This is a genomic window from Halobellus rufus (assembly GCF_000739575.1).
In the GTDB taxonomy this organism is placed as follows: domain Archaea; phylum Halobacteriota; class Halobacteria; order Halobacteriales; family Haloferacaceae; genus Haloquadratum; species Haloquadratum rufum.
Genome location: NZ_BBJO01000022.1, coordinates 19,035 through 35,820 on the forward strand (window position 1 = coordinate 19,035; position 16,786 = coordinate 35,820).

The 16,786-nt window shown below is 55.3% G+C and carries 14 protein-coding genes and 4 pseudogenes; 11 read left to right on the plus strand and 7 right to left on the minus strand.

From position 1 onward, the window contains the following. The first annotated feature begins 647 nt into the window (after positions 1-647). The 3 genes and pseudogenes from ACP99_RS09780 to ACP99_RS09790 all read left to right on the plus strand — a co-directional run bounded on the left by ACP99_RS09780 (position 648) and on the right by ACP99_RS09790 (position 3,402). The gene (locus ACP99_RS09780) at positions 648-1,487 is read left to right on the plus strand and encodes an IclR family transcriptional regulator (RefSeq protein WP_081927393.1); all 840 of its coding nucleotides are present in this window, start codon (positions 648-650) and stop codon (positions 1,485-1,487) included. Positions 1,488-1,574: 87 nt separating this feature from the next. After that, positions 1,575-2,297, plus strand: a pseudogene (locus ACP99_RS19185) (IS6 family transposase). A gap of 184 nt (positions 2,298-2,481) precedes the next feature. After that, entirely contained in the window at positions 2,482-3,402 is a 921-nt protein-coding gene (locus ACP99_RS09790) for a hypothetical protein (protein WP_049986432.1), read from the plus strand. A 402-nt stretch (positions 3,403-3,804) separates the two neighbouring features. Here the strand turns inward: ACP99_RS09790 and ACP99_RS21405 are convergent. The 6 genes and pseudogenes from ACP99_RS21405 to ACP99_RS09815 form a co-directional block, all read right to left on the minus strand. Continuing rightward, positions 3,805-3,983, minus strand: a pseudogene (locus ACP99_RS21405) (helix-turn-helix domain-containing protein); the annotation flags it as partial. A gap of 31 nt (positions 3,984-4,014) precedes the next feature. Next, entirely contained in the window at positions 4,015-5,010 is a 996-nt protein-coding gene (locus ACP99_RS09795; RefSeq protein ID WP_049986433.1) for a cytochrome d ubiquinol oxidase subunit II, read from the minus strand. Next, the gene (locus ACP99_RS09800) at positions 5,003-6,451 is read right to left on the minus strand and encodes a cytochrome ubiquinol oxidase subunit I (RefSeq protein ID WP_049986434.1); all 1,449 of its coding nucleotides are present in this window, start codon (positions 6,449-6,451) and stop codon (positions 5,003-5,005) included. The genes ACP99_RS09795 and ACP99_RS09800 overlap by 8 nt, the downstream gene beginning before the upstream one ends. Positions 6,452-6,569: 118 nt before the next feature. After that, positions 6,570-7,236, minus strand: a pseudogene (locus tag ACP99_RS21410) (cytochrome c biogenesis CcdA family protein). Positions 7,237-7,387: 151 nt separating this feature from the next. Beyond that, the gene (locus ACP99_RS09805; RefSeq protein ID WP_049986435.1) at positions 7,388-8,218 is read right to left on the minus strand and encodes an IS5 family transposase; all 831 of its coding nucleotides are present in this window, start codon (positions 8,216-8,218) and stop codon (positions 7,388-7,390) included. Between the two features lie 759 nt (positions 8,219-8,977). Beyond that, positions 8,978-9,631 (minus strand): helix-turn-helix domain-containing protein, encoded by a 654-nt coding sequence (locus ACP99_RS09815; RefSeq protein WP_049986437.1) that lies wholly within the window; start codon positions 9,629-9,631, stop codon positions 8,978-8,980. A gap of 413 nt (positions 9,632-10,044) precedes the next feature. On the opposite strand from ACP99_RS09815, the gene ACP99_RS19965 reads away from it, so the two are divergent. The 6 genes and pseudogenes from ACP99_RS19965 to ACP99_RS20920 all read left to right on the plus strand — a co-directional run bounded on the left by ACP99_RS19965 (position 10,045) and on the right by ACP99_RS20920 (position 14,447). Further along, positions 10,045-10,530 (plus strand): hypothetical protein, encoded by a 486-nt coding sequence (locus tag ACP99_RS19965; RefSeq protein ID WP_156105648.1) that lies wholly within the window; start codon positions 10,045-10,047, stop codon positions 10,528-10,530. A 126-nt stretch (positions 10,531-10,656) separates the two neighbouring features. After that, positions 10,657-12,329 (plus strand): annotated as a pseudogene (locus ACP99_RS20910) (transposase). A gap of 284 nt (positions 12,330-12,613) precedes the next feature. Then, positions 12,614-12,982, plus strand: coding sequence for a UPF0175 family protein (locus ACP99_RS09825; protein ID WP_049986438.1), 369 nt, complete (start codon positions 12,614-12,616; stop codon positions 12,980-12,982). After that, positions 12,979-13,485, plus strand: coding sequence for a twitching motility protein PilT (locus ACP99_RS09830; protein WP_049986439.1), 507 nt, complete (start codon positions 12,979-12,981; stop codon positions 13,483-13,485). Before ACP99_RS09825 ends, ACP99_RS09830 begins: the two co-directional genes overlap by 4 nt. Before the next feature lie 54 nt (positions 13,486-13,539). Next, a complete protein-coding gene (locus ACP99_RS20915) occupies positions 13,540-13,737 on the plus strand; it encodes a hypothetical protein (protein WP_231554270.1) in 198 nt (65 codons plus the stop codon). Between the two features lie 239 nt (positions 13,738-13,976). After that, positions 13,977-14,447 carry a hypothetical protein gene (locus ACP99_RS20920; protein ID WP_231554271.1) on the plus strand — a complete coding sequence of 157 codons (471 nt, stop codon included), beginning with the start codon at positions 13,977-13,979 and terminating at the stop codon, positions 14,445-14,447. A gap of 15 nt (positions 14,448-14,462) precedes the next feature. Here ACP99_RS20920 and ACP99_RS09840 read toward each other — a convergent pair whose 3' ends face one another. After that, a complete protein-coding gene (locus ACP99_RS09840) occupies positions 14,463-14,822 on the minus strand; it encodes a hypothetical protein (protein WP_049986440.1) in 360 nt (119 codons plus the stop codon). A 107-nt stretch (positions 14,823-14,929) separates the two neighbouring features. Here ACP99_RS09840 and ACP99_RS09845 point away from each other — a divergent pair, with 107 nt between their 5' ends. Continuing rightward, on the plus strand, positions 14,930-15,901 hold the full coding sequence (locus ACP99_RS09845) for a hypothetical protein (RefSeq protein WP_049986441.1): 972 nt from the start codon (positions 14,930-14,932) through the stop codon (positions 15,899-15,901). Further along, positions 15,898-16,785 carry an IS1096 element passenger TnpR family protein gene (locus ACP99_RS09850; protein WP_049986442.1) on the plus strand — a complete coding sequence of 296 codons (888 nt, stop codon included), beginning with the start codon at positions 15,898-15,900 and terminating at the stop codon, positions 16,783-16,785. The genes ACP99_RS09845 and ACP99_RS09850 overlap by 4 nt, the downstream gene beginning before the upstream one ends. The last annotated feature ends 1 nt before the right edge of the window (position 16,786 follow it).

Sequence of the window (16,786 nt, forward strand, 5' to 3'; positions counted from 1 at the left end):
AATGGTCTTTCTCAACTGATTAGCAGTGGAAGATATGGCAACTCTAAGTCATTCCAAGTGAGTAATATCGGTAATCTGATTGTATCTACGTATCCGGGATATTTACATAATATTTATTTTGCAATAACGCAGCGAACGGCTCTATTATTACAATACTAGTATTGTAATCCCCTACCAGATTGTCCTCAGTAGTTATTAGTGAACAATTCACGTACTTACTGTCTTTTACGGGAAATCGGTCAAAATTCAGAGGAGGAACTTCCGTGAAGAGGTTACAACTCCCGAGCCGAATATATGGGAGATATAAATAATCATTTTTGACTTGGAAGTACTGCAACGGAAGAATTCGAAGTTATTCTGACTCGCACGATCATTCGCGGGTAACCACTTTCAAAAAGCGCCTCAATCCTTCAGCTCTCGTTGCTATCCCTTTCTTCAATAGCGCAAAACATATTTCAAATCTCTCTGATCTCCCCTTCCCGAAAAGCAGTATCGCTGTACTTTACGACGGTCTAGCCGTGGCTGCCTCCACACCTAGTCGAGATTATTTTTGAAACCGACCCAGAAGAATTTAATATCAAACTGATCAGTAATAGAGAATCCGAATATGCGGTATCTTTAACTGTTTATCAGGAGAGGTATTAAATATGACGTCAAAGCAAGATCGAAAGGTGGTGAAAACGACCGAGACATCCATTCGGCTTATCAAGATAATGCGTGAGCGCGGTGGAGCAACAATAAAGGAACTAGCCGAAGAGATGGAGATGTCAACTAGTACCGTCCATCGGCACTTAGTGACGCTGGAGAAATATGGGTACGTGCGTCGGTATGGTGACGCGTTTCAGCCAGGGCTAAAGCTATTAGACCTCAGCGAGTACGTTCGCAGCCAGTGGCCGTTAACGGCGATCACTGACGCCGTCGCAGATCTCAGCGAACGGACTGAAGAGGAAGTAGATTTCTTCACCGTAGACCGTGGTCGACTGATCACTATCGACAGGACGTACCGGAAGTACCACCGGTTGATAAAATACGGAGAAGACGACACCAAAGAGACAGGCGACTACCACACGCAGGTCGGGAACTACTACCATATGCACGTGCTCGGAGCGGGCAAAGCTATCCTAGCGGAATATCCAGAAGGTCGAGTTAAACGCGTCATCGACCAGTGGGGACTCCCCGCGAAAACAGAGAATACGTTAACGAGCAAGACACAGCTCCTCGATGAGCTGGAACAGATCCGGGAGCAAGGGTACGCTATCGACAACGAAGAGTACACACGCGGGCTCCGGACAGTTGGTAAGGTGGTTCGTAATCCGAACGGGGGCGTCTTCGGTGCATTAAACGTAGCCGGACCGAGGTATCGAATGGACGGTGTCGTGTTGGAACAAGAGATTCCACGCGCGCTGGAGAAAGCGAGCTCAGAACTCGAAGAGGCGATAGCGGATGAAGCAATGATGGTGCAACAACAGCCGCTCAATCCGTATTAAGCACTTTATTGATCATTGCACCGCGTTGGCACTGTCTAGTTAGCGGAGTTTGAAGAATGAGCAGGTCGTTGAGGATCTTGTCCAGAGATGCTCGCAGACCTGCCCAACGAGAACTTAGACGGTGAATTAGATGAATGTTGGGAGCGTGAGCGGACGGCGACGTTGACGAGACGCGAAGCGTCTTGTTCGCACACCAGAAATCTCTGATTTCTGGGGACGCCCGTCAGGGCGTTCGCCGTCCGCCTCCACGCGACCGGTTGTTCGCTCAGGGAGACAATAACGATTCTCGCTGAATTAGGCGTTGAACGCTCACATCAAGCAGTTTGGCAGTGGGTACATCGGCTGGCTGACAGCGTTCCTGACCCGCCGTCGGCGCGGGTCGCGGTCGACGAGACCGCTGTCCGCATCAACGGTGAATTGTCTTGGGTATACGCTGCAATAGACCTCGACTCAAAGCTGTTGCTTGGCGTCGATCTCTTTGAACGACGAGGTACTGACCCAGCGACTGAGTTTCTTCAGCAACTCGCCGAGAAACACAATCTTTCAGACGCTGAGTTGCTGGTTGATGGCTATGGGTATTTGACTGCCCTCTTTCGAGTTAACTTGAGCGGTCATCTGGGCTATGTAGACCGAAACCTCATTGAAAAGTGGTTTCAGACCCTCAAAATGAGGATCGACCGCTTTCATCACTCGTGGGTCGGCAGTCGGCCTGCCGTCGCTCAGTGACTTGCACAGTTTGCGTACTACTATAACTTTCAACGACCGCACCAAGCGTTAGATAACCGAACACCAGCGGAGGCTGTTAACTAGACAGTGCCCAGAATCAGATAGTGTTTGAAATGGTGCAATAAGGGAGAAAATCAATATTGATGTGTGTCTGGTTTGGAAGAGTGGATTTTTCGTCTCTTAGATGACTCGACTCCACACATTAGAAATCGGCACTGTGCTTTCCGAGGGTGCACATTTATTATAGGCCCTGCTATGCGTAGAATATATGATCAACAATACCGACGGCGGCGACTCGTCGGAATCCATTGACCCCCGCAACGACTTGACAGCCATCGTGGACGACTATATTACCGCGCTGGTGGCGCACAATCCTGGTGCAGCACCAATTGCACCGGATGCTGACTTTGTCGAGAACATAGAACCGAAGACACTAGGTGAGGGACTGTGGCAAACAGCCTCGGAAGAACCGACCAGCTTCGAGATTTACGTTCCAGATCCAGTGGCTGGACAAGTCGGGTATCTGGGTCTCCTCAAAGAAGACGGCGATCCAGTACTGCTAGGGCTGCGCCTAAACGTCAAAGACGGCACAATAACCGAAATGGAGCATATGATCACACGGGATCTGAGTCCAGGTAGAGACGGCTACAACAATCTCAACAATCTAGATGCGCCGCGTCAGGTCTTTCGCCAACCCGTCCCAAAGGCCGAGCGCAACACCCGCGAGGAACTGCTGAAGATCACCGATACCTACTACGACGCCGTGGCCGAAGATGACGGTTGCTTGGCTCCATTCGCCGCGAACTGCGTGCGTATCGAAAACGGGTTCCAGACCACGTGTAAAACACCACCGCCGAATCCGGAGCCTGGTGATATCCTCTTGACGCTCGACGCTGCAGAACAACTCGACGCCGGGACCTTCAGCAATATCACGCGGATTGAGCCCCGGCGAGTCGAGATCGCCGACGTGGAGACCGGCCTTGTGTGTGGGCTCTCGCACTTACGGCACCCAATGGAGGAAACGACCCTCGACATCGAAGGTGTGCCCGAAGTTGAGACGGTCGAACGCGACTGGGATCCCTTTGATACGGTGGCTCTGCATATTTTCAAGATCAGCAGAGGCAAAATCCGTACTATCGAGGCTGTAGGATTCCGTGCCCCCTATAACTCGCCTACTGGCTGGGAATAACTATGGACAGAAAGTGTTGCCTTCGTGCCGCTTGCTTGACGAGGCGGTTGAACCCCTCGTCGACGACGCTTCAAGTACCTTTCGTATTGACGGCCTCGTTGAGTTCGGGTTCGTCGTCGCGAGTCACACGGTCTGTGGAATACCGAAGCCACATAAATCCGGGGCGCTCTCGGGACATCGCTTGTAGGCAGAGAGTGTCAATTGTACCCAATTAACGGATAAACCGTCACTGTAGGAGCTGAAGGACGAGGTTTGAATTGAATTGACCTCTCAAAAATGCATTCTGCATCTGATGGTCTGTCGATATCCATCCTCCGACTTGCTGCAACTTCTAGCTCCGCAGAAGCTGAGACCGGCGTTCTCAATGCATATGGAACTATCTTCCTTCGATGGCCCCAGCTGGAGTGTCTGCTCGACAAACTGCGACACAATACGGTCCTCGGCAGTCCGAAGCCGATACGCTCCGTCGCGTTCCAGTTGCCGGCACTGGTGATGTGTGACACCGAGGGTGATACACTATCACGAGGATGTGATTCCATCATATCGTACACATCCCTGATCGGAGAGTCACCAGTACTGAGCGGAGAATGGAACAACGAGAGGTTGGTGGGGTTACCCCCCGTAGCCCTCACCCTCAATTGGGCCGCTAAACACGCCGTAGAGGAATTTGAAGTACCACAGTACCAGCAGCAGGACCGGAAACCCGAGGACGGTCACGAGGTTCAGCGCTAGTGGCGACACGACCGCTTCTCTAACCAACAGCCCGGTCGGCGGATAAATCGTCGGGTACAGCAGAATTGCGACCAAGATCGTCAACAGTGTGGGCAGCGCCAGCGCGTTCGCGAGCCAGGCTCGGTACCGGCCGCGTCTGGCCAGTACGCTCCCACCCAGCCCAACTGCAACCGAGAGAGCGACGACTGCAGCGACGGGCAGCGAGAGCACCGCGTCGGCAGCGCCGCCCGCATCGGTCAGGACGACGGTTCCCAGCAGCACGACCACACCGCCAAGGTACGCCAGTGTCGCACCGATGCCGTACGGTCGCAGTTCCGATGCCAGACCGGGCTCGGTCTTGGCTGCGAGGAACGCCGCCCCCGTGACTATCGAGACGGCGACCAGGCCGACGCCAGTCAACGCCACTGGTAGCGTCGCCCCGCCGAACAGCCAGCGACCCGCGAGCATCCCCAACAGGAGCGGCGCAAACACGCTCCCGCCGATGAACGCGTAGTCGGTGTAGCGCTTCCAGCGCTCGTCGTCGCGCTGCTCGCGGAGTTCCGGACCAAGGCCGCGGAACACCAACGCGACGACGAACCCAAGCGCGAGCAGATAGTTGTCCGCCAGCAGGCGCGAGTACACGCGCGGGAACGCCGCCAGCAGCATCGTCCCGAAGGCGACGACCCACACTTCATTCGCGTCCCAGACCGGTCCGAACGCCGCTAGGAATGTCTCCCGCTCGCGTTCGTCCGTCCGGGTCGCGTAAAGCATCCCGATACCGAAGTCGAACCCGTCGAGGACGACGTACATCCCCAACGAGAACAGCACGGCGCCGAACCAGATCTCCGGCAGGGACTCAACGAGGTACGCATCGACGGGCAACAGCGGGTCAGTCATCGCTACTCACCCACGGAATCGGGCCGTGCCAGCGGTCGCCACTCGACTCTCGGAGGCCGAGTGACCGGAGTTCCTCCCGGACCAGCCACTTCAGGATGTACAGCGCAGTCAGTATCAGCCCAACGTAGAGCACGACGAACGCAACCAGGGTCAGTGTCGCCTCGGCCCCGGTGAGCGTCGATGACACCGCCTCGCTCGTCTTGAGCTCGCCTTGGATGACCCACGGCTGCCGGCCGATCTCCGTAACGTACCAGCCGGTGAGCAACGCAGCGTAGCCGAACGGCGATGCAGCGATCATCGCCTTCAGGTAGCGTGTGCTGTCGGACAGCCGCCCGCGGTACGTGAGGTAACCGCCCCACAGTGCCAACCCGATGAACAGGAATCCGAGCCCGACCATGAAGCGGAACGACCAGAACACGAGTGCTACCGGGGGGTTCTCCTCGTACTCGTTCAGTCCGATGACCTCGGCGTCGAAGTCCCCGCCACTGGCGAGGAACGACCCGACTGCGGGAAGGCTCACGGTGACGAGGTTCTCGGCTCGCGGGTCGGTGAGTGCCACAGGTGACTTCGGAAACGCGAGCAGGTGTAGGTCAGCCTGCCCCGTCTCGTAGTGAGCCTCCATCGCGGCAAACTTCTGTGGCTGGGTGTCCTCAACGTGGCGGCCATAGGCGTCGCCGTGGACCGCTTGGAACGGTGCGGAGATGATTAGGAGTACGACAGCCAGCTTGAGTGCGGTGTTCCAGGCTTCAGTGTCGGGCTTTTTCCAGACGATGTACGCCGAGACGCCCGCGACCAGCAGTGCGACCGCGATCACCGACGCGTTCATCATATGGACGTACATCCAGGGCATTCGCGGAGTGAGGAACGCGGCGAACGGATCAGTTAGTTTGGCGACATCCATCCCGTTGCGGGTGACCATCTCGTAGCCCCGTGGGGTCTGCATCCAAGCGTTAACGATCAGGATCCAGAACCCCGACAGCCAGGCACCGAAGCCGACGAGTACCGACGAGATTACGTATATTCGGTCTCCGACGCGGTCGCGGCCGTACAGCAACACACCGAGGAAGACGGCCTCGAGGAAGAATGCCATCTTCGCTTCGAAGGCTAACGGGCCGCCGATCAGTTCACCGGCCACCTCGGAGAACTGTGGGAAGTTCGTGCCGAACTGGAAGCTCATCGGGATTCCAGTGACAGTACCCATCACGAAGCCGGCGGCGAACACCCTCACCCAGAACGAGCGCAATCGCACATACTGCTGCTCGTTCGTCCGCACGTCTTTCCAAGTAAAGTAGATAATAAACGGTGCGAGCCCGATCGAAAGGGACGCGAAGATGATGTGAACGGAGATTGTCCACCCGAACTGCATCCGGCTCGCGAGTTCCGGAGAGAGGAACGCCACCCATACTGGATCGACGGCACCCAGTAGTGTGATTGGACCCATTCACCTTACGCTACGGCAGAATAGCTTATGAGTAGCCCAACGGTTCCCACTTTGGAGCATTCACCACAACAGTATTGTATTATTGGAATCATATTTTTTGTACACCTTAATCGCCGTATCAGTATACGATAACTGATCGATAGAGTTGACCGATCCCAGCGACGATCATCACAACGTCAGCGAGCCGCTCGAGCCATCTGGCACGAGCCATTACGCGATTTGCGTTACTGATGATACCGACTCCGGTTGCGACGGTTGTTGCAGCCATTAGTACAGCAACAACACCGGCATAGACTCCTAATACGAGCATCGCTGCTTCGGGTCGAGAAGGTGATAGCCCGGGCTACAACTGCGAGGAAGACTGGGGCGACGCATCCGGCACCAGCTAATGCGTATCCCGCGCCAAAAAGGCCGAAGCCGAGAAGCTTGATCGGCGCTTTGGAAGTGATAACGGCAGTGACGGAGCGCGGTCGAATGCAACAAGTAATCCGAAGATGATGAGCAATCCACCGACCAGCGTCTCGAAAATGGTGATATTTGACAGTGCCTCGTGGCCGACCCACGCCGTTGCCCCGCCTAGCAACGCAAACGTCGCAAGTACGCCCAAAGCGGCTGCCACACCTAGAACCCCGGCGCCTGCGACAGAAGCGCTTTCGGTGTCAGTAGAGTTTACGTAGAAGCCAACGTAGCCCGGTAGCAGAGGGGTAGGCACAAGGTGGAAAGAACGTTGCTACACCCGCTGTGAGCGCGAACGAGACATTTGTTAGAAGCGTCTCGCTGATCATGCGATCGACTGCTAGCTCCGTGGAAGATGAGACCAGCCTTCTCAATGCATACAGTTCTCGGACTGGTTTGTGGCTATGGACAAGGTGATCTTCGACATTTTCGTCGATTTTACTTCTAACTGCTTTGTTGAATCCGATGACGGCGTGGGGATCATTGTTTGAGAGCCTGTTCGAGGTTGTAGACTGTGGCGGTCAACACGAGCTCGCGGAACTCGCGGTACCACGCGCGAGGATGGACAGCGGGGCCAAACCGACGCTTGATGGCTGAAAAGGCGGTTTCGGCCATCCAACGCTGGCCGTATAGCCCGCTGTCCAACCGTGCGTTGTGGGCGTGATCGTACGCAGCGAACAGCCGGTGACGCAGCAGTGGCCGGACGCCCTCTGACCGGAGGGCGTCCCGGAGAGATTGGTCGTCATAGCCTTTGTCGCCGGCGAGACTTTCGATTTTCTCGGTGTTACGAAGGGCAACTCGACGGCCAGTTTGGGTGTCGTGAGGCCAGTGTGCCGAGCAGTGAAGATCGAGGATGGCACACGAGTTTGTATCGACGAGCGCCGTCGTTTTGAGCGTGCGTATGTGGCGATCCGAGCGGTGTTGGTAGTGTCTCGATGCCGTTTCGCGGTCGAAGAATGTGGCATCGATGGCACCGTGCGATCCCGGATCGCAGATGGTCGCTGACTCACGAAGGAAGCCGCGCCACACAGACATGGGCACCCTCTCAAACGACCGGTACAGCGTTGAGGGTGCGGGAAATGCCGTTCGAGCGAGCTGTAACAGCCCACGAACCCGATCCATCTCACTCGCCCAATCGACGATCTCGCGGTACGTCGCATCCATGTGAATCCGCAAAAAGTGAAGCGTGACATGCTTCCAACCGGGAAATCCGTGGCCAGTCGGATCACTCACCGCCGTTGGACTGGCGGCACAGCGCTTTTGAGCCAGCGACGCGGCTTGCTTAACGAAGCGGAAGAGGAGGTTAGGCACATTCGACTCTTCCGCTTCGCTACTGTCTTCAGAGCGACGCTATCCTGTCGCCTTCTGCGGATTCAACAGAGCACTTCTAACCACAGACAAGCCGGGAGGGCTACCCATTCCAAGGCGACCAGTACATCGCGCTGACGTTGATAGTAAAGTCGTAAACGTGCTGATACTGGTCCAACCGCCGAAATGTTCGCTACTCACTCCACGTAAGCTGGCCAACGGTTGGAAACTCAACCTTCGCTGTTTGGGGTGGGTTGTAGTATCGGGACTTGATGTCGTAGTATCCGAATTCGGGAGGGATACGAGCGCACGCCTTTGCCAGATTTTCGTCCGCTGTGTGAGTGATTACACGGATCCGAGCATTTGCGTCGAACAATCGAACTGCCAACGCGACCACCGCCGCATCCTGCCAGTTGTTCGTCTCCGGATACTTGCTCTGCTGGTTGAGAAACCAATCCGCAACGAACCGTGCTTTCTCAACCGGTCCAGCACTACTCTCAAATCCCTCTGTACGATCACCCGGGAGCGGTGGGGCTACCCGAAGCCATCCTTCCTCGATAGCCGTATCGAGGTACGGATTCGTCGGTGAGTCGGCACTCCCAGTATCCGCCAACTCGTGGTAGACCGCTGCTGGCACCCAAACTTCAGTTCCAGCCTCATATACGGCTGACTTGAGATTCTGTACGTCTGGACTGGGGTGCTTCCCCAAATTCCGAAACATCACCGTGTCCGCAATGTTCGCCGTATACATCCTCGCTCAGTTCACTTATCGGCGTATTCCTCGAGGAGATCGTCCTCGTCCGCATCGAACTCATCCGGTGTGTACGTCGTCGGAGTCGAATCGCCGTCACCGAGGTCGAGAACCGAGTAAAGCGCTTCGACGAGGTCATACGTAGTTCCAGGAGAGAGATCTGTGAGGCTCGCAATTTGCCGGATCGTAACATCGCCCTCACTGTGTGCTTTCACGAGATCGTATGCGAGCGCGAACGTGACGATGCCGTAGTCTTCAAGGACTCGTTCGATCGCTTCGTACTCGTTTTTCTGGGCGATTACCTCGATGATTTTGGGAGTGATCGAGACTTCCGTCTCACGAACCGCCAACGTTAGTTCGAACTCCTGAGCAGTGTATACGGCAGTCCCGGTTTCGTCGCCAACCTTGTTGATCAGGCCCGCCTGCTCCAGTTTATGCAAGTAGTCGTACACCGTCTTTTTGGAGACGGTCGTTGTTTCGACGAGTTCGGGACCTGTTGCAGTCTCTGCCCGTTTAATCGACGTATAGAGGTCAGCGAGAGACGGGTTCTCAAGTAATTCTGCGAACGTCGGAATTCCAGTGATGGTTCCCGGAGTATCCCCCGCGTTTCGCACGTGTTCTGTATCGTAGCTCATCTTGTATAGAGTTACGAAACTAGAAACCATAAACGTTTGCCACGGATATAAGCCACTGTCCTGTTCATAACCGGGCACAACTGCGGAGAATAGTTTTGATACATATCTTAATTACACGATATAAACATCCACAACGGCCATTGAGTAGATACACGAATCTATCAGTTGGGAAGGGATGGTGGCAGGAAGCTATTTAATCCAGACGAATCCACTTGCACGCTGAGTTCGTATGTTATAGTTCCGGTCCAAGTGATGACGAGTCCAAATCTTGCAAGTGCTGGATCGCGGTTGACTGCTTCTACCGAGATAGAGTCTCCAACCTTCAGGGTATTTTACGGTGCATCTTCCTCTGAGGGCAGAGACAAAATGTGTGTTTGTGAGGGAGAATCCACAGGGGAGAAGAGATTAGATACTTATATCAAGAGCTGGTAAATTTTCACAAGATGCCTTCTCGTCGGGCCGTACTCGCTGGAGCGTCAACGTCTGCCCTCCTCTTCTCAGGATGTACGAGCGTAGTTCGAGTCCAGCCAAAGATTGACAGAGGAATCGGGTTCCGAAGGGAGAATGTATTCTATCCTGAGCAACCAGATATTCAAGCAGAAAAACCGCTTGCGCGGGCCTACATTCTCAATAGTAAAGGCCAGGTATCTGCCCTCAACTGGGATATGCTGTTAGATCCGGCAGAATACAGGCAGACAAACTTTGATACACACAGCCTCGTATTAGTTGTCGGTCTCTCAGAAGACGGGACAAAAGTTGTTCTTGATGACCAAGAAGCGAGCAGACAGGCTATCACCTACAGACTGAGCGTTACTGAGGCGGACCACGAACCAGACCAGCCCAAATTCTCGTACCGCCTTCAGAAATGGCGGCACGGAACCTTATCTAATATCAAGTCTACTAATGTAGAACTATCAAGCGGAAATTAGTTTGTTTACATCTAACGATTAGCTGCACCAGTCTTGTTCGCGATTGAGGGATTCAACAGAGTCACAGAACTCTCTATACTGGTCGGTTGGACGAACTCTTGAGCGTCTCCGGATTATTCTTTTGTAGTGGTTGCGACTCGCGAGTCTCGGCGCAGCGTCTTTCCACGAATCGCACGCCAGCACGTCGAGTGGCCCGCATATGACTCGACACCGCTGTACGATCGCTCCTCACTCGGTGGGTTAGAATCGGACGTTCGAGTCGTCTCGGGTGTCTGGTTTACGCATCTAAATCATAACTCACTCGAACAGTTCGTTTGCTCGATTCCTCTGGCCTACTTCCGTTTTGAGGCCCACGACTGCTATGGAAGTTCGACATGCTACGAGATGGATATTCTCTTTCGCGTGTTCATGCTGAAAGAACTCCACGGATGGCAGCACGAAACATCTCTCGTCGAGTACCTCGATAGCCACCCCGAACTTTGTGAACGCCTGGGATTGGAGTCAGCCCCTAATCAATCGACACTGCGGCGCACCTAGAACGAGCGCTTCACGGGAAATATTCGGGAAACGATCCAGAAAGCGGCTCGCACGATCCTCATCAAAGCGCAGAACGCGGATGTCGCCGTGCCACGCGAACCAGAACGAGACCTCCCGGATCGAGGCGACGACGCTACTGAATCGGACCCAAACGACCAAGCCATCCTCGATAAGACAGGGACGATTACCAAGCACGTCAGTCGCGTTGTGTTCCCCGCGTTCTCGCTCGATCGTGGCGAGGGCTGTGAGATTCCTGAGAACGCCTACCGGGACTTACAGACCTATCTGGGGCTCCGTGAGAACTTGGCCGCCAACGAGGGCGCTCGCAGTTTCATCCACGAGTCGACGCGTGATCGAACGCCACTCGGGCACGGCCATCGCGACCAGATTCGAGATCTCTCCATCAAGCAAATCCGCGAGATGTACCGACAGACACTCCGACAGCTCATCAACGAACTCGCGGAGACGGAGGAGTTCTTCCGAGCTGGAATCGTCGCGATCGACATCACCGAGGACGATCCCTTTTCCGGCGACCGTACCGGCCACGAGGACGAGATAATCGGAACGAAGGAGAAGAATGATGAATACGCCTACCAGTGGGCGACAGTCCAGCTCGTGGGAAACGCTGTTCCACTCGTGCTTGATGCTCGCCCCGTACGGAAAGGCGAGTCACGGAAGGAGATTGTCGAAGACTTGCTCAAATCCGCTGAGGACCTCGTTCACGTCGATAACGTCCTGATGGACCGGGAATTCGATAGCCAGCACATCTTGAAGATGATCAGCCAACGTGGGCTCTCCTACGTTGTCCCGAAGCGGATGCAGACCAGCGAGAAAGCCCAGGCAAAACGATTGCTCCAGCGGGGGCAGACCGGTACAAGACCGACCGCAAACTCCATCTCGGGAAGAACGAGTGGCACGAGACGACGCTGATCTACCGCCGGAAAGACGATTCTGAGCATGACGACCACCGACAGTACTCGGTGTTCATGTCCAACCGTGGCGGTGGATTTCTCAGCGAGTATGGGTATCGGTGGGAGATCGAGAGTGGCTATCGATCGATTAAGCGGTTCATGGCCGCGACGACGTCCACGGATTTCGGACTGCGGTTCTTCTACTTCGCGTTCGCCTGTTTGTTGTACTCGATCTGGCGAGCGGTCGACCTACTCGTCCAAGTCGAGTTGACCGGTGAGTACGAACACGCACCGATGGTGACGGCCGATAATACGCTCACGCTGTTGAAGAAGGAGACCGGAATCGGGTAGCACGGTGCTCTACCCGTGATAGAGCGTCGCCTGAGTGGCAACGCTACCGAAAGTTGCAAAAAATCGCCCATATGGTAGGAACTTCAACAAGAAGGGTCGTTTAGAGAGGGTTCTGAACCAGTCTCCACTTATCGATTCGGCCAAAACCATACATCACAGGCCCGCTAAACCCACTGTAGTCTCAACTTCCCAAGCTCCGCAGTAGTTGAGACCGGTCGTCTCAATGCATATGGCAGTCTGGCGCAGTTCATAAATAGTATGAAGACGTAGTCTCGGATAGAACGATGGCACGAATTACCGGCTCCTACCCAGATGATCTTGACCTCCTCATTGAGGGGGCTGTCGAGGCTGGTGTGTTCGGGGGTAAGAGCGATGCGTTGCGCGAGTTCGTGCGTGAATACTTCAAGGACCACGAAAACGAGCGCATTGCAGCTGCAGTTGCTCTCTACGAACGCGAACGAATCACGCTCGGCGAGGCCGCGAGGCTCGCTGATGTCGACCGTTGGACGATGCGTGATATTCTCCGCGAGCATAGTATTGAACTTCGCCTCGGCCTCGTTGACGAAGACGACGCAGCCTACGAGCTAGAGGCAGCACGCGAACTCGAATTCGATGATGAAGATTCGGATGACGAGGAGTCTCCTGCAAAATGACAGGTGACGGAATTCCAGCGAATCCGAGCGTCCTGAATACGACTGTTCTCTCGAATTTTGCGTATATTGACCAGCTGTGGGTGGTTGTAGGACTCTCTGGAATCTGCGCAGTTCCGGTCGTTCGCGAGGAACTCGAAAACGGCGTTGATGATCATCCGTATCTTCAGCCAGCGCTCAATATACTTGACGACGAGATCCCAGTCGCGACGATTTCGGATACTGTCGCAAACAGAGAAGCCGTTGTTGGTGGGCATCTCGATCCCGGGGAAGCACAGGCGTTTGCCTTGGCGGACGCACACGACGGTCGACTGCTGACAGACGACGGAGATGCCCGGTCGTTTGCGAAAGACCAGGGGGTGACCGTTGTCGGGTCGGTTGGCGTTCTGTTGGCTGCAATCGATGCTGGGAAGATCGATGAAGCCACTGCTGACGAGTGGCTGTCGACGTGGATCGATGAGATCGGCTACTATGTCCCGTATCGAACGATCTCAGAGTATCGATGACAGATTGGAGTTCGAAACGCCTGATTAGTGTGCTCGTGAACACGTCTCTTACCGATGAGTGAAACCAGCAGACGGCTGTCCGAAGAGAGCGAACAACGGTTTCTGGACCTGTACGCCCATCTATTGGTGTATGTCAACGACCGATTCGATGTCATCGAAGACATCGAAACGGTTGCTGATCTTGAACAGCACTATACTGACGAGCTTCTCCCGCTCCGAAACACGCTGTACAACGAGTCGCGACGGACCTGATAGAAGACTTCGTTGAAGAGAATCCTCCCGACCTGTCGGAGGCTGATCTCGAGCAGGTCGCAGCGTGGACTGACTTCGTCGCCGGAGAGTTCGTTGTCGTCCGCTTTCGAGAGGACGACGCGATCTTCCTCGATTGGACAGAACCACCGAAAGCATACGCAGTCCGTCCAGCTCGGCTTCCGTTCGCCGAACTGTGGGATGAATCCACACTTCCAGTCCCGGTTTCGAGTGTCGTCCTGTTGCCATTCGAGGATCAGATCGTCTACGATGGGTGGATCGGGGTCAAGAACATCATCTTCGGGGGCTCGCTCAGCACTGACATCGACGACGAGTACGAAGAGGCCAAACATCGCTTCGGCATCATCGACTCGCTTCCAGTTCCCGAGGAAGCCGAAAAGACGGACGCCGAGGAGTTGCGCTTCTACATGAAGAACAAGCGCAACCGAGAGCGATACGCGTCGGAGATCGAGCAGTTGCGGGAGAAAACCGACGAACTGGAGCAGATTTACCATCAGGAGATGGGGAAGGCTCGAGCCCGCAGCTTGGGTCGCGAACTGCGCGAGTTGGGACTCAACGAAGCCTATGTAGCGATCTACGATGATCGGATCATCACCAGTGCCCCCTCCGAATCCGAGGTTCGTGAGCTACTCGAAGAGATTATGCCCGCTGGGAAGGCTGACCACCCCTACATCTACCACTTCGATCCATAAACGAGAGTCCACAGTCTACGACTGGAGTTGCGTGGCAGTCGAGGCTATTTCGCTTTTGCTCGGTTCGCTTGAGAACTCGAATACTCTGTTTCCGACACCGAAGGCGTATCTCCGGTGGGAGACGTCGACGTGAATCCAGCATTCGACATCGCTGTCTGTCGCCTCATACTCGGCTTCACCTGTATTCTCTCCGTGCTTCAGCACGTCGAGCAGGTACTCTTCGATACGTGGCGCATTCGCGATCCGCAAGAGATGGTCGGCAGCGACGTTGTCTAACACGTCTGCTGGGGTTCCGTATCCGTCGCCGACGAGATAGAATTCGCCGTCGTACTCATGTGACTCGACCTGAACACGGAGTGCGTACGTATCAGCCATATCGGTAATCTCGAAGAGCCACGTATCAGAGTGTCTGTTACAGAGACTGTCTGCCAGTAGCCGCGTCGTGAACAAGATTTAGTCGGAATGGATCACAACCATCGTATATGTCTTTCACCGCCAGCTGGCACACGCTTCTCGACGAACTCGACGACCTTCCCGAGAGCGCGACGCTCATCACGCCGCTCTCCCATCAGCGATTTCGTATTACTGACGTGCAGGACGCTCGCGTCATCATTCAGTTCGAAGACAGAGACGAGACGCGGCCGCTCCAGCGCGACCAGTTCGAAACGCTCTATCGACGAATCGAGGACGCCCCTGACGGGTTTAACCTTGACCGTCTCCCGCCGGATGCCGACCCATACCCGGCGGTGTGGAGTGTCCATCCACGGTTCGAGGTTGATGAGGATGCTGGTGTCATCACACAATCGGAAGTTTCGACGGCAACACAGGTGGTGGGTGTAGAGCAGGAACCAACGGACGAGGAACGAACTGAACCCGACGGACTTGATGTCTACTCTGACGCACTCCTCCTCATCGACGCACTCGAACGCCACGATGTGACTGCTCTTTCTGAACTGGAGACGGACGCGTTGGTGAATCTCTACACCCTGCTTTCGGATGTCCAGCGAGATGCTAACGAATTCCGCAAGGAGATCGCGGATGTCCTCCTCGCTCGGCTTCATCACGACCGCCCGGTTTCCGGGCAGTATGGCTCCATCCAACGGACGAGTCGCCGAAATCGCTCGCTCAAAGACGACGAGGAGGTGCTGGAACGCCTCGAGAGCGCTGGCATCGACCGCGAACGTGTGCTGAGCGTCGACCGCTCGAAAGTCGATGAAGCGCTTGAAGTCACCACGCTCTCCGAATCCGATGTGTACGAAGTCGAAGAAAGCGAATACGTTCGCAAAGCGGAGGTTGATGAAGACGTGAAAGAGTCCCGATTGCAGGGGTTGAAAGACCGCCTTGCTGCCAGCGAGGACGATGAGGCGAACCAGCTACGAGCGGAGATCGAGGAGCTAGAGCAGCGTATCGACGACCTCACGAGCTTCCGCACGGGTACGGAGATGCAAGGATGACTGCCTACCGATTTCGCGTCAAGTTCGACCCCGATCCGACATCTCTGTGGCGAGATATCGTCGTCGGCGCAGACAGAACGATCGCTGAGTTGCAGTCGGCGATCAACCCCGCAGTCGGGCTCGATCAGGGCCATCTCTGGTTTGTCGGTGATGACGAGGACTACTGGGACAGCGCTGTCAAATACCAGTGTCCGCAGGAGTATGAAGAATCGCTTGGTGGCGATCCGGTATTGCGTACGGAACGGATCGAGAACGCAGGAGACGTGACGATCGGCGAGATGACCCGCCAGCTCGGCCTCGAACAGTACGACCGCATCTGCTATCTCTATGACTACGGCGACGAGTGGCGCTTCTACGGTATCCTGAAAGAGATTCTCAGCGATGAGCCGAGGGACACAGAGCCAGCAGTCGTGAACGAGAAGGGCGATCCGATCAACGACCAGTACGATCCACCGAGAACCGATGAGGGCGACCCGCCGCTCCCGGATCCACTCTATCCTGTACTTCCAGAGACCGCTGTTCCCGTTGCGGACCTCCGTGAACTGGAGGAGCACGAGGATATTGTCCACGTCCTTCCGTTACTCAGCATCGAAACCGGGTTCGGAGCAGTCTGTGAGCGGTTCGCGATTCAGTTCGAGGAGACAGGATACGTCCTCGAAAATTTCCAGCCAGGATGGCAGATCGTCGAGGAGATCGACGGCGCAAACAAGACCGAAGAAGAACTTCTCGCCGCGCTTGCGGACGCAGTCCGCGAGTGGCACGCTGAAATCGCGGAGATCTCGGGAGCGATGACGGGACAGCACTTCGGCGAGGAAACTGTCGAAGCGATGCACGTCGAACTGGAAGCCGAACTCGAACGCAAAGGGTACGGCCACCTATTGTAGT